General features: G+C 70.5%; 12 protein-coding genes and 1 pseudogene. 8 read left to right on the forward strand and 5 right to left on the reverse strand.

The window, feature by feature from the left end; genetic code table 11:
• The first annotated feature begins 18 nt into the window (after positions 1-18).
• Together AB0M76_RS24535 and AB0M76_RS24540 are read left to right on the forward strand one after the other, a co-directional pair.
• The gene (locus AB0M76_RS24535; protein WP_365954896.1) at positions 19-1,230 is read left to right on the forward strand and encodes a DUF5931 domain-containing protein; all 1,212 of its coding nucleotides are present in this window, start codon (positions 19-21) and stop codon (positions 1,228-1,230) included.
• Positions 1,231-1,280: 50 nt separating this feature from the next.
• Positions 1,281-1,925 (forward strand): response regulator transcription factor, encoded by a 645-nt coding sequence (locus tag AB0M76_RS24540; protein ID WP_048480546.1) that lies wholly within the window; start codon positions 1,281-1,283, stop codon positions 1,923-1,925.
• A gap of 160 nt (positions 1,926-2,085) precedes the next feature.
• Here the strand turns inward: AB0M76_RS24540 and AB0M76_RS24545 are convergent, their stop codons facing one another.
• On the reverse strand, positions 2,086-3,045 hold the full coding sequence (locus AB0M76_RS24545) for an RNA-guided endonuclease TnpB family protein (RefSeq protein WP_365954897.1): 960 nt from the start codon (positions 3,043-3,045) through the stop codon (positions 2,086-2,088).
• 164 nt (positions 3,046-3,209) lie between these two features.
• Between AB0M76_RS24545 and AB0M76_RS24550 the strand changes: the two genes are divergently transcribed.
• From AB0M76_RS24550 to AB0M76_RS24560, 3 genes are all read left to right on the forward strand, one after another.
• The gene (locus tag AB0M76_RS24550) at positions 3,210-4,238 is read left to right on the forward strand and encodes a 6-phosphofructokinase (RefSeq protein ID WP_365954898.1); all 1,029 of its coding nucleotides are present in this window, start codon (positions 3,210-3,212) and stop codon (positions 4,236-4,238) included.
• Positions 4,239-4,343: 105 nt separating this feature from the next.
• A complete protein-coding gene (locus AB0M76_RS24555; RefSeq protein WP_365954899.1) occupies positions 4,344-5,342 on the forward strand; it encodes a 2-hydroxyacid dehydrogenase in 999 nt (332 codons plus the stop codon).
• A gap of 69 nt (positions 5,343-5,411) precedes the next feature.
• On the forward strand, positions 5,412-5,696 hold the full coding sequence (locus tag AB0M76_RS24560; protein WP_365954900.1) for a hypothetical protein: 285 nt from the start codon (positions 5,412-5,414) through the stop codon (positions 5,694-5,696).
• A 236-nt stretch (positions 5,697-5,932) separates the two neighbouring features.
• Here AB0M76_RS24560 and AB0M76_RS24565 read toward each other — a convergent pair whose 3' ends face one another.
• Positions 5,933-7,828 (reverse strand): anthranilate synthase family protein, encoded by a 1,896-nt coding sequence (locus AB0M76_RS24565; RefSeq protein WP_365954901.1) that lies wholly within the window; start codon positions 7,826-7,828, stop codon positions 5,933-5,935.
• Between the two features lie 265 nt (positions 7,829-8,093).
• Here AB0M76_RS24565 and AB0M76_RS24570 point away from each other — a divergent pair, with 265 nt between their 5' ends.
• Together AB0M76_RS24570 and AB0M76_RS24575 are read left to right on the forward strand one after the other, a co-directional pair.
• Complete coding sequence (locus AB0M76_RS24570) at positions 8,094-9,449, forward strand: class II 3-deoxy-7-phosphoheptulonate synthase (RefSeq protein ID WP_365954902.1); 1,356 nt, start codon at positions 8,094-8,096, stop codon at positions 9,447-9,449.
• A 170-nt stretch (positions 9,450-9,619) separates the two neighbouring features.
• On the forward strand, positions 9,620-9,859 hold the full coding sequence (locus AB0M76_RS24575; RefSeq protein ID WP_030863597.1) for a (2Fe-2S)-binding protein: 240 nt from the start codon (positions 9,620-9,622) through the stop codon (positions 9,857-9,859).
• Positions 9,860-9,888: 29 nt separating this feature from the next.
• Here AB0M76_RS24575 and bfr read toward each other — a convergent pair whose 3' ends face one another.
• Entirely contained in the window at positions 9,889-10,368 is a 480-nt protein-coding gene (gene bfr, locus AB0M76_RS24580; RefSeq protein ID WP_030291847.1) for a bacterioferritin, read from the reverse strand.
• 201 nt (positions 10,369-10,569) lie between these two features.
• On the opposite strand from bfr, the gene AB0M76_RS24585 reads away from it, so the two are divergent.
• Complete coding sequence (locus tag AB0M76_RS24585; protein ID WP_266994016.1) at positions 10,570-11,202, forward strand: sulfite oxidase-like oxidoreductase; 633 nt, start codon at positions 10,570-10,572, stop codon at positions 11,200-11,202.
• A gap of 14 nt (positions 11,203-11,216) precedes the next feature.
• Here the strand turns inward: AB0M76_RS24585 and AB0M76_RS24590 are convergent.
• Together AB0M76_RS24590 and AB0M76_RS24595 are read right to left on the reverse strand one after the other, a co-directional pair.
• Positions 11,217-11,471, reverse strand: a pseudogene (locus tag AB0M76_RS24590) (DUF4396 domain-containing protein); the annotation flags it as partial.
• A 49-nt stretch (positions 11,472-11,520) separates the two neighbouring features.
• A complete protein-coding gene (locus AB0M76_RS24595) occupies positions 11,521-12,390 on the reverse strand; it encodes a deoxyribonuclease IV (protein WP_365954903.1) in 870 nt (289 codons plus the stop codon).
• Positions 12,391-12,404 lie beyond the last annotated feature (14 nt).

The following is a 12,404-nucleotide window of genomic DNA, read 5'->3' on the forward strand; positions in this document are numbered from 1 at the left end:
CCGCACGGGGTGGGGGAGATGGCGAAACGCGAACGCGTCGTGCGCATGTCGGTCGAGCAGCCGCTGTGGCGGGCCCTGACCGCCTACCGGCTGATCACCATGGTCTACGCGGCCCTGCTGTTCGCCTCGGCGTACAAGGACTTCGACCGCCCCTGGGTCGCGGCCGGCTACCTCGCCGTGCTCGCCGTCTGGACCGTGGCCACCCACCGCAAGGTGGCGAACGCCGTCAACTGCACCAAGCGGTTCCTCGGGGCCGACCTCACCGTCGCCCTCGTCGGGATCCTGCTCACCCCGGTCGCGGACACGTACGAGCGGATCGCCGGGGGTGGCCCCACCCTCCCCAGCATCTGGACGGCGGGCTCCGTCCTCGCCTTCGCGATCAAGGGCGGATGGCGCTGGGCGGGATTCGCCTCGACCTTCGTGGCCGCGGCCAACGTCCTGGTCCACGGCGGCAATCCCACCCGCGACACCCTGCACAACGTGCTGCTGGTCTGGGTCGCCTCCATCGCCATCGGGTACGTCGTCGAGGTCGCCCGGGCCAGTGAGGCCACCCTCGCCCGCGCCCTGGAGATCGAGGCCGCCACCCGCGAACGCGAGCGCCTCGCCCGCGACATCCACGACGGGGTCCTCCAGGTCCTCGCCATGGTCCAGCGGCGCGGCACCGAGCTGGGCGGCGAGGCCGCCGAGCTCGGCCGGATGGCCGGGGACCAGGAGGTGGCGCTGCGCACCCTGGTCTCCAGCGGGCTGCTGCCCGCCTCCCGGATCTCCCGCGACGAGTCGCTCGGCGCGCTGGTGGACGCGTACGAGGTGGAGGAGCCCGGCGCCGACGAGGGCGAGCTGGATCTGCGGGCCCTCCTCGCCCCGCACGCCGGATCGCGGGTCAGCTTCGCCGAGCCGGGCACGCCGGTGCTGCTGCCGGTGCCTGCGGCGAAGGAGCTGGCCGCCGCGGTCGGCGCCGCCCTCGACAACGTGCGCAAGCACGCCGGGGACGGGGCCAGGGCCTGGATCCTGGTCGAGGACTGGGGCGACGAGGTGATCGTGACCGTTCGCGACGACGGCCCCGGCATCCCGGCGGGCCGGCTCGACCAGGCCGAGGGCGAGGGCCGGATGGGCGTGGCCCTTTCCATCCGCAGCCGGCTGCGGGACCTCGGCGGCAGCGCCGAGCTGGTGTCCGTCCCCGGACAGGGCACCGAAGTGGAACTGAAAGTACCTAGGGGGAGAACCCAGTGAGCCAGACCGACGCGGCCAACGAGCGGAACGAGCTCGGCGCGATCAAGGTGATGGTCGTCGACGACCATCCGATGTGGCGGGACGCGGTCGCCCGCGACCTGGCCGCCGCGGGCTTCGACGTGGTCGCCACCGCCGGCGACGGCCCCGAGGCGGTCCGCCGGGCCGTGCCCGCCGCCCCCCACGTCCTGGTCCTCGACCTCAACCTGCCGGGCATGCCCGGGGTGCAGGTCTGCAAGGAGCTCGTCGGCGCCAACCCCGCGCTGCGCGTCCTGGTCCTGTCCGCCAGCGGTGAGCACGCCGACGTCCTGGAGGCAGTGAAGTCCGGCGCGACCGGCTACCTGCTCAAGTCCGCGGGCGCCCAGGAGCTGATCGACGCGGTCCGCCGCACCGCGGCCGGCGACCCGGTGTTCACCCCGGGCCTGGCCGGTCTGGTGCTCGGCGAGTACCGGCGCCTGGCCACCGACCCGGCGCCCGCCGCCCCCGACGAGCCGAAGGCCCCGCAACTGACCGACCGGGAGACCGAGGTGCTGCGGCTGGTGGCCAAGGGGCTCTCGTACAAGCAGATCGCGGAGCGCCTCGTCATCTCCCACCGCACGGTGCAGAACCATGTGCAGAACACCCTGGGCAAGCTCCAGCTGCACAACCGGGTGGAGCTCGTCCGGTACGCGATAGAGCGCGGCCTCGACGACGCGTAACGGGGGCGCGCGGTGTCGTACGTCGTGCTTACGTCCTCGTACGAGTGAAAAAGGGTACACAACGCCCCTTGATTTCACTGGAATTGACCCTCCCTAACGCCTTGTTGTGACCTGCGTCACCGCTAGCGTGGACGACGTGGCGAAGGGAGATTCCTTGACCTCATCCCCTACCCGAAGGACAGGGGATTCCTGCCCTTGCAGGTGGGGTTTCCTGCTTCGCCGCGGATCGCCCCGGTCGAGAGGAGGACTCCCGATGAGGTCTTGCCCCCGCTCCACAGGCAGCAACCGCCAGCCCGGCGGCCAGAAGATTCACAGCTGCGTTGCCGTCCCGGTCGTGGGTCGTCCCGCAGTTCTCACACGTCCACTCGCGGACGTTCAGGGGCATTTTGTCGGCGATGGCCCCGCAGGCCGAGCACAGGAGGGTGCTGGGGAACCATCGGTCGACGGCGATCAGCTCGCGCCCGTACGCGCGCTGGGCGCGCACAAGCCGTGCCCGGTCCTCGCGTTCATGATGTGGGTTGGTGATCTTCTCGCCAGTGGAGAGGGTGGCCAGGGCCGTCAGTCCGACGTCAATGCCGACCGCCGCCGCAGTGGAGGGCATCGGATCGGGCGCGTCCTCGCACAGCAGGGACACGGACCAGCGCCCTGCGCTGTCACGGGAGACGGTGACCGTGGACGGCTCCACGCCGGCGGGCAAGGGGCGGGACCACACGACATCCAATGGCTCCGCCATCTTGGCCAGCGTCAGCTGGCCGTCGGCGTAGCGGAAGGCGCTGCGTGTGTACTCGGCGCTCGCCCGGGACTTCCGTTTCGACTTGAAGCGAGGGTACTTCGTTCGCTTCCCCCAGAACCCCGCGAACGCTGTCTGCAGGTGCCTGAGCGCCTGCTGGAGCGGAACGGAAGACACCTCGGCCAGGTAGGCCAACTCCTCGGTCTTCTTCCAGCCGCTGAGCAGAGTCGATGTCTCGGCGTACCCCACCCGCTCACGGCTCTCCGTCCACGCGTCAGTGCGGACGGAGAGGGCCAGGTTGTAGACCTTCCGCACGCACCCGAACGTTCGCGACAGCTCAACCGCCTGCGCGTCCGTTGGATAGAAGCGGTACTTGAACGCCCGCTTCACAGAAGTAGAAGCACCCACGCCCCGGACGCTAGGGGTGGCCACGTTCCGAACACAAGCGCAGGTCACAGCATCACGTAGCGGCACTCCGCCGCTGCGCGGCTCCGAGCCGAGGATGCGGTTTCTCCGCCGGCTGAAGCCGGGGGCTTCCGAACAAGGAGATTGGCATGAAGGTCGGAGTGCTGACGGGCGGCGGCGACTGCCCGGGGCTCAACGCGGTCATCCGGGCCGTCGTCCGCAAGGGCGTCCAGGAGTACGCGTGCGAGTTCGTCGGGTTCAAGGACGGCTGGCGCGGCGCGGTCGAGGGCGACACCGTCCCGCTCGGCATCCCCGCCGTCCGCGGCATCCTGCCGCGCGGCGGCACCATCCTCGGCTCCTCGCGGACCAACCCGTTCAAGCAGGAGAACGGGGTCCGGCAGATCAAGGAGAACCTCGCGAAGTACGAGATCGAGGCCCTCGTCGCGATCGGCGGCGAGGACACCCTGGGCGTGGCCGCGAAGCTGTACGGGGAATACGGCATCCCGTGCGTCGGCGTCCCGAAGACCATCGACAACGACCTGTCGGCCACGGACTACACCTTCGGCTTCGACACGGCGGTGGGCATCGCCACGGAGGCCATCGACCGGCTGCACACCACGGCCGAGTCGCACATGCGGGTGCTCGTCGTCGAGGTGATGGGCCGGCACGCCGGCTGGATCGCCCTGCACTCGGGGCTGGCGGGCGGCGCCAACGTCATCCTCATCCCGGAGCAGCGTTTCGACGTGGACCAGGTGTGCGCGTGGGTGACCTCCCGGTTCAAGGCGAGCTACGCGCCGATCGTGGTGGTCGCGGAGGGGGCCATGCCCCAGGACGGGGAGATGGTGCTGAAGGACGCCACCACCGACTCATTCGGGCACGTCCGGCTGTCGGGCGTGGGGGAGTGGCTGGCCAAGGAGATCGAGGCGCGGACGGGCAAGGAGGCCCGGACCACGGTGCTCGGCCACATCCAGCGCGGGGGCACGCCGAGCGCGTTCGACCGGTGGCTGGCGACGCGGTTCGGGCTGCACGCGATCGACGCCGTGCACGACGGTGACTTCGGGAAGATGGTCGCGCTGAAGGGGACGGACATCGTGCGGGTGCCGATCGCGGACGCGACGGCGAAGCTGAAGACCGTGGACCCGGCGCTGTACAAGGAAGTCGGGGTGTTCTTCGGCTGAGCCGGAGCGGGCGGGCGGGCTGTGGGTCGTAACGGCCGTAAGGTGACGAAACGACCCATGGTCCGGCTCTTCCGGTCCGACCCATCGCGCAGCACGGGAGCGAACGTGGAAATCCTGGCATTCGGGGTGCAGGGGGACGAGCAGCCGCTGATCGAGAAGGCGTTCGCGGCCGCGGGGCACCACGAGGTGCGCTGCCTGAACGTGTTCCTCACCGAGGACACCGCCCCGATCGCTGCCGGGTACGAGATCGTCTCGTCGAGCGTGAACGCGGATCTGAACGGGCGCGTGCTGCGGACCCTGGCCGGGGGCGGGACGAAGATGATCGCCCAGCGGTCCACCGGCTTCAACAACATCGACCTGGACGTGGCCCGGCAGCTCGGCATGACCGTGAGCCGGGTCTCGTACTACTCCCCCTACTCCGTCGCCGAGTTCGCCTGGACCCTGGCGATGGCCGTGAACCGGCGGATCGTCCGGGCGTCGAACCGGACACGGGACTTCGACTTCCGGCTGAACGGGCTGATGGGCCGCGACATGCGGGGCCGCACCGTGGGCGTGCTCGGCACCGGCAAGATCGGCGAGGCGTTCACCCGGATCGCGCACGGTTTCGGCATGAACCTGCTGGGCTGGGACGTCGTGCAGAACCCGGCGTGCGTGGAGCTGGGCATGAAGTACGTGGACAAGGAGGAACTGCTCACGTCCGCGGACCTGGTCAGCCTGCACGTGCCGCTGCTGGAGGCGACGCACCACATCATCGACGCGGCCGCGCTGCGGATGATGAAGGACGACGCGATCCTGGTGAACTCCGGCCGCGGCGGGCTGATCGACTCGGAGGCGCTGGTGTCGGAGCTGCGGTCCGGGCGCTTCGAGGGGGTCGGGCTGGACGTGTACGAGGCGGAGGCCGGGCTGTTCTTCCTGGACAAGTCCCTGGAGGCCGTCGAGGACGACACCCTGGCGCGCCTGATCACGTTCCCGAACGTGGTGGTCACCTCGCACCAGGCGTACTACACGCACGACGCGGTGGGCCAGATCATCGAGACGACGGTCCGGAACGTGGCGGACTACCTGGCGGGGCGGAGGTCGGAGAACACGCTGTCCCCCATGTGACGCGAGTTCGTCCGGAGTTCAGGCCGGGGCCATGTGTGCGGCGCGGGTGCATGGCCTAGATTCGGCCGCGTGGACATACCTTCCTGGGGCCGCTGGATGTTTGTGGCCTTTGCCGCGGTACAGCTCGTGTACGCCCTGCGGGCCCTGCGGCCCGCGCTTCGCTCCCGGCCCGGGCAGAGGGTGGACGCGTGGCTGGCGTTCGCGGATCCGGCGGTGGGCGCGCCGGTGTCGCTGGCGCTGGCTTTCTGGAACCTCACGGCGCTCCTGGCCGGCATGGCGGTGCTGGGCCCGATCCTGACCTGGCAGCTGGTGCGGACGATCCTGTCCCGCCGCACGAAGCCGGTCCCAGCCTGACGCCTCCCGCTGCGCGGGGCCCCTGCCCCTTCCCCCGTTCCCCGGGGCTCCGCCCCGGACCCCGTTGTGGGGGCGCCGCCCCCACACCCCTGCGCCTCAAACGCCGGCGGGGCTGATTTCTCCAGCCCCGCCGGCGTTTGAGGCGCAGGTCCGGGCAGAGCCCGGTTTCGGGGAGGGGCGGGGTGGGGGAGAAGCACCGCGCAGCGGTCCCCCGGCCGGTCGGGCCGCTGCGGGCGCTAGACCGTGGCCGTCGTCACCGTGACCAGGAGCTCGCGGAGCAGGTCGGCGCCTCGGAGGGTGAGGATCGATTCCGGGTGGAACTGGACCCCCGCGAAGGCGGAGGCGCGGAGGGCGTGGACCTCGGCCGTCCGCGGGTCGCGGGACAGCGCCACGCCCGACGCGGCCAAGCGGCCGGCCAGCTCGTCGGAACAGTGCGCCGTGTACGTGTTGTAGAAGCCCACCACCTCCTCCCTCCCGAAGAAGTCGATCCGCGTCTGCGCCCCCTGCGCCGGCTCCGCCTTGCGGATCAGCGGCAGGCCCAGTTCCGCCGCCAGGAGCTCGTGGCCCAGGCAGACGCCCAGCAGCCCGTGCCGGTGTCCCGCCAGCAGTTCGCCGGCCAGCCCGCGCAGCATCCGCATCTTCGGGTCGGCCGCGTCCGCCGGGTTCCCCGGCCCCGGGCCCAGGACGATCGGGCCGGTCCAGGTCAGGGCCGCCTCCCGCAGCCCGGGTTCGTCGTAGCGGCGTACCGTCACCTCCAGCCCCGTCACCCGCAGCACATGGGCCAGCATCGCCGTGAAGGTGTCCTCCCCGTCCACCACCAGCGCGTGGCCGACCCGGGCCGGGGGCTGGTCCTGCATCCGGAGCCAGAACGGCGCCAGGTCCTGGCGGCGCGCCGCGAGGGCCGCCTGGACCCGGGGGTCGGCCGCGAGGCCGGTCGCCCCGAACGCCGGCCGCGGGGCCGCCGGGCGGACCCCGAGCGCCGTCAGCACCCCGGCCGCCTTCGCGTGCGTCTCCGCCACCTCGCCCGCCGGGTCCGAGTGCCGGACCAGCGTGGCGCCCACCGGCACCCGCAGCGTGCCGTCCGCCGCGATGTCCGCGGTCCGGATCAGGATCGGGGAGTCCAGCGTCTGGGACCCCGAGGCGTCCACGCCCAGCAGGGCCAGCGCCCCCGCGTAGTAGCCGCGCCCGCCGGCCTCGTACCGCTCGATCACCCGGCAGGCGTTCTGCACCGGCGACCCGGTCACCGTCGCCGCGAACATCGTCTCGCGCAGCACCTCCCGTACGTCCAGCGAGGACCGGCCGCGCAGCTCGTACTCGGTGTGCGCGAGGTGCGCCATCTCCTTCAGCCGCGGCCCGACGACGACCCCGCCCCGGTCGCCGACCGTGCACATCATCTTCAGCTCCTCGTCCACGACCATGGAGAGCTCCTCGGTCTCCTTGCGGTCGCCGAGGAAGGCGAGGAGGGACTCGGCCGTCGGGCCCCCGGCCGGATAGCGGTAGGTGCCGCTGATCGGATTCATCACGACCGTGCCGCCGGACATCCGCACGTGCACCTCGGGGCTGGCCCCGACCAGCGTCCGGTCCCCGGTGTGCACGACGTACGTCCAGTACGCACCCCGCTCGCCCAGCAGCAGCCGCCGGAACAGCGCGAGCGCGTCGGCCCGCCCGAAGCCGTCGATCCGGCCCTCGTACGTGCGCCGGATGACGAAGTTCGCGCCCTCGCCGCGGCCGATCTCGTCCCGGATCACCCGCTCGACGGTCGCCGCGTACTCCTCGTCGGGGACGTCGAAGCCGCCGCCCTCGACCCGCACCGGGTGGTCCGGCAGCGCGGCCAGCGCCTCCGCGAGGGGGACCTCGTACGCCTCCTCGGCGGCCAGCACGCTCAGCGGCGTGCCGTCGTCGCGTACGTCGAACCCGCGCTCGCGGATCTGCCGGAACGGGACGAGGGCGAGGGTGGGCAGCTTTCGTACGGGCAGCTCGGCGAGGCGCCCGGCCTCGTGGACCGGGCCGATCAGCACCTCGACGATGTCGTGGTCGCGGCCGGGGGTCCGGCGGCGCAGCAGGGCGAAGGGCGGGCAGGAGTCGTCGAGCAGGCCGAGCAGGCGGCTGGGTTCCAGGCGGCTGGTATCCATGGGGCGGGCGTCCTTCTCCATCGGCGGGGTGAAGAGGAGCGGCCGGGCCCGGAAAGCACCGAAGGCCGCCCCTCGGGCGGCCTTCGCGTCGTGCGTGTCAGTGGGTACGCGCGAGAAGTGGGCCGCCGGGAGCGGGCCACCACCAGTTCTGGTTCGAGAGCGCGTACATGCCGCCGACGATAGCCCACCCGCACCCGCAGAGACACCCGTCTCACGGAGTGGGCGCCGGGCTGGACGTGACGCAAGACGCCGTAATGTGTACGAGGTGACCGTGAACGCTGAAACCCAAGCCCCCGCCGCCAAGGCGACCTGGCGAGACCTTCCCGCGGCGCAGCAGCCTTCGTACCCCGATGCCGAGGCACTGCGCGCTGTCGTCGCGGACCTCGAGTCGTATCCTCCGCTCGTTTTCGCGGGCGAGTGCGACCAGCTGCGCGCCCGTCTGGGAGCCGTCGCCAAGGGCGAGGCGTTCCTGCTGCAGGGCGGCGACTGTGCCGAGGCCTTCGACGCCGTGTCCGCCGAGCACATCCGAGCCAAGCTGAAGACGCTGCTCCAGATGAGCGCCGTCCTGACGTACGCGGCCTCCGTGCCCGTCGTCAAGGTCGGCCGCATCGCGGGCCAGTACTCCAAGCCGCGCTCCAAGGACACCGAGACCCGCGACGGCGTCACCCTGCCGACCTACCGCGGCGACTCCGTCAACGGCTTCGCCTTCACCGAAGAGGACCGGATCCCGGACCCCGAGCGGCTGAAGCGCATGTACCACGCGTCCGCGTCGACGCTGAACCTGGTGCGCGCCTTCACCACCGGTGGCTACGCCGACCTGCGCCAGGTGCACGCCTGGAACCAGGACTTCGTGAAGTCCTCCCCGTCCGGGCAGCGCTACGAGCAGCTCGCGCGGGAGATCGACAACGCGCTGAACTTCATGAAGGCGTGCGGCACCGACCCGGCCGAGTTCAAGGCCGTCGAGTTCTACGCCTCCCACGAGGCGCTGCTGCTCGACTACGAGGGCGCGCTGACCCGTACGGACTCCCGTACCGGGAAGCTGTACGACACCTCGGGCCACATGGTCTGGGTCGGTGAGCGCACCCGCCAGCTGGACCACGCGCACATCGAGTTCTGCTCGCAGATCGCCAACCCGCTCGGCATCAAGCTCGGCCCGACCACCACCGTGGACGAGGCGCTGACGTACATCGACCGCCTGGACCCCGAGCGCGAGCCGGGCCGGCTGACCTTCGTCGTCCGCATGGGCGCCGACAAGGTCCGCGACAAGCTCCCCGAGCTGGTCGAGAAGGTCACGGCCTCGGGCGCGACCGTCGCCTGGGTCACCGACCCGATGCACGGCAACACCTTCGAGGCGGCCTCCGGCCACAAGACGCGCCGATTCGACGACGTGCTCGACGAGGTCAAGGGCTTCTTCGAGGTCCACAAGGGCCTCGGCACGCACCCGGGCGGCATCCACGTCGAGCTCACCGGTGACGACGTCACCGAGTGCGTGGGCGGCGGCGACGAGATCTTCGTCGACGACCTGCACCAGCGCTACGAGACGGCCTGCGACCCGCGGCTCAACCGCAGCCAGTCCCTGGACCTGGCCTTCCTGGTCGCCGAGATGTACCGCGATCAGTAAGCACTGTCTGAATACGTAGAAACGCACAACTGTGGGGCACGGATCGATGTGATCCGTGCCCCACAGTCGTTGCCAGGGCTTTTAGGTAAGCCTCACTTTGGGTACGGTTAGGTAAGCCTCACCGAATAGGGGATGGCTGCAAAACCATTCCTGCCAGGGAGGTGAACCGCGTGTACGTCTGCTCTTGCTTCGGGATCACCGACAAGCAGGTCAAGGATCACGCGGCCGCCGGGGCCTGCACCCCCCGCCAGATCGCCTCGGTCACCAAGGCCGGCACCGACTGCGGATCCTGCGTACGCACCATCCAGGGCATCCTGGGCCGCGGGGCCTGCCCGCGCCGGGAGCTGCTGGAGAAGGGCAATGCGGCAGCCGTGCTCGCCGCCGACCCGGAGCTCGCGGAAGCCGCGTAAGGCGTGAGCCGCCAGGGTCTCGCTGTGGCTCAGCTCTCCGGCTGCTCGATCAGCTGCGCGATGTAGAGCGGCTCCCCGATGCTCTCGATGAGCTCCAGCTGGGTGTCGAGGTAGTCGATGTGGTGTTCCTCGTCCCCCAGGATCTCCTCGAAGAGGCGCGCCGAGGTCACGTCGCCCTTGCCGCGCATCACCTCGATCCCGCGCTTGAGGCGGTCGATGGCCTCGACCTCGACCTGCCGGTCCGCCTGGAACATCTCCGTCAGTGTCTGGCCGACCCGTACGTGGAAGAGCCGCTGGTAGTTCGGCAGCCCGTCCAGCATGAGGATGCGCTCGGTGATCTTGTCCGCGTGCTTCATCTCGTCGATGGACTCGGCACGGGTGTAGTTCGCGAGCTTGGTCCAACCCTTGTTGTCCTGGATCCGGTAGTGGAGCCAGTACTGGTTGATCGCCGTGAGCTCGCCGGTCAACTGCTCGTTCAGAAACTCGAGGACCTCGGGGTCGCCCTGCATCGCAGAGGCTCCTTCCAGGCAATGTCAGCTGTGTGACGGGTCTGGGGGTACCTCCCAGCCGTGGCTGGGGGAGTGCGCGCATCCTTGCACCGCCGCAGGGGGCCGTCCAGTAAGTGCCTCCTTAGTGTGAGTTGCCATGACTTGCCCGTATAGGGGCATACCTGGTCGTGACCACCCCGCCACGTCTGTCACCATGGAGGCATGGGTCAGCCGGAAAGCCGGGAATCTCCGGGAGCAGAGCAGCTGGAGCTTCCCCCGGGGCAGCGGTTGCAGCGCGGCTGGCCGGTCACCCATTACGGCCCGGTCCCCAAGTTCAAGCCGGACCGCTGGGAGTTCCGCGTCTTCGGAGCCACCGCCGACGGTGACAAGCACTGCTGGAACCACGAGGAATTCACGGCCCTGCCGTTCGAGTCGGTCGTGGCGGACCTGCACTGCGTGACGAAGTTCAGCATGCAGGGCGCCGAATGGGGCGGGGTCCTTGCCCGCGACATCCTTGCCCTGGCGCCGCCGTCGCCGCAGGTCACGCATGTCATGGTGTGGGCCGAGTACGGCTTCAGCTCCAATCTGCGGCTGGCCGACTTCGCCTCCGACCGCACCGTCTTCGCCACCCACGAGGGCGGTGAACTGCTCACCGCCGAGCACGGTTTCCCGGTGCGGCTCGTGGTCCCGCACCTGTACGCCTGGAAGGGCCCGAAGTGGGTCCGCGGCGTCGAGTACATGACCGCCGACCGCCGTGGCTTCTGGGAAGAGCGCGGCTACCACAACATCGGCGACGCCTGGCGCGAGCAGCGCTACTCGTACCAGGAGGAGCCGGGGGACGGCCCCGAGCTGTAGGGGGGTGTCCGCCCTCAGCGGTGGTACTGGTGCACGCCCGCGTGGCCCTTGCCGCGGCCGATCAGCCACTTGTCGACCGGGGTCGTGACGACGACGGCGAGCCCGAGCGAGATCGCCCGTACGATCCAGAACAGCGCGTCCGCGAGGTGCGCGTCCATCGCTCCCGGCCACAGCGCGATCACGCCGTTGTCGATCAGTTCCATGACGGTGATCGAAAGAGTGTCCGCAGCCAACGCCACCCGGATGGCCGTACGCAGGTCCACGCCGGCGGCGTGGCCGTTGCCGTGGTCGCTGTCGTGGTGTCAACGGATCGGTGGATCAGTGGAGCTCGCGCAGCTCCTTCAGCAGTGCCACGTCCGTCGCGTGCCCTTCCTTGCCGCCCGGCGTCTCGATGATCAGCGGGACGCCCTCCGTCGCGGGGTGCGTGAACAGCTCGGCGAAGGCGTCCCGGCCGATGTGGCCCTGCCCGATGTTGGCGTGGCGGTCCTTGTGGGCGCCCACGCCCTCCTTCGAGTCGTTCGCGTGGATCAGCTTCAGCCGTCCCTCGCCCACCGTGTCCACCAGCAGGTCCAGCGTCTGCTTGGCACCGCCCGGCTCCGCCAGATCGTGCCCCGCGGCGAAGATGTGGCAGGTGTCCAGGCAGATCCCGAGCTTCGGATGGTGCTCCAGCGCCTCGAAGTACGGACCGAAGTCCCAGGTCCGCGAGCACAGCGAGGAACCCTGCCCGGCCGTGGACTCCAGCAGCAGGAACGGGTCGTCGTCGTGCACCAGCTCGTCCAGCAGCGGCAGCATGTACTCCCTGACCTGCTCGTACGCCGCCTCGCGCGGGCGCCCTCCGGTCGCCGAGCCGGTGTGGACGACCACCCCGAGCGCACCGATCTCCCGGCCGCGGCGCAGCGAGTGCCGCAGCGACTCCACCGACTTCTCCACGGTCGCCTCGGTGTGCGAGCCGAAGTTGATCAGGTACGGCGCGTGCACGTACGCCGGGATCGACCCGGCCGCGCACCCGGCCCGGAACAGCTCGTCCTGCGCCGGGTTCCCGACCGGGGTGGCCCAGCCGCGGGGATTGGCCACGAAGACCTGGACGGCCTCCGCACCCATCTCCCGCGCGTACGTCAGCCCCACCGAGGCGAGCCCGCCGGCGACGGGGACGTGCCCGCCCACGGGGTTGCGCACGGCCCCGTCCATGACCCTCCGGTCCA

Source organism: Streptomyces sp. NPDC051364, assembly GCF_040682115.1.
In the GTDB taxonomy this organism is placed as follows: domain Bacteria; phylum Actinomycetota; class Actinomycetes; order Streptomycetales; family Streptomycetaceae; genus Streptomyces.

Excerpts from the sequence above, each read along its gene's own strand:
- AB0M76_RS24595 (WP_365954903.1), bottom strand. The coding sequence starts at position 12,390 with ATGGACGGGGCCGTGCGCAACCCCGTGGGCGGGCACGTCCCCGTCGCC.
- AB0M76_RS24550 (WP_365954898.1), top strand. The coding sequence starts at position 3,210 with ATGAAGGTCGGAGTGCTGACGGGCGGCGGCGACTGCCCGGGGCTCAAC.
- bfr (WP_030291847.1), bottom strand. The coding sequence starts at position 10,368 with ATGCAGGGCGACCCCGAGGTCCTCGAGTTTCTGAACGAGCAGTTGACC.
- AB0M76_RS24535 (WP_365954896.1), top strand. The coding sequence starts at position 19 with ATGGCGAAACGCGAACGCGTCGTGCGCATGTCGGTCGAGCAGCCGCTG.
- AB0M76_RS24540 (WP_048480546.1), top strand. The coding sequence starts at position 1,281 with ATGGTCGTCGACGACCATCCGATGTGGCGGGACGCGGTCGCCCGCGAC.
- AB0M76_RS24585 (WP_266994016.1), top strand. The coding sequence starts at position 10,570 with ATGGGTCAGCCGGAAAGCCGGGAATCTCCGGGAGCAGAGCAGCTGGAG.
- AB0M76_RS24565 (WP_365954901.1), bottom strand. The coding sequence starts at position 7,828 with ATGGATACCAGCCGCCTGGAACCCAGCCGCCTGCTCGGCCTGCTCGAC.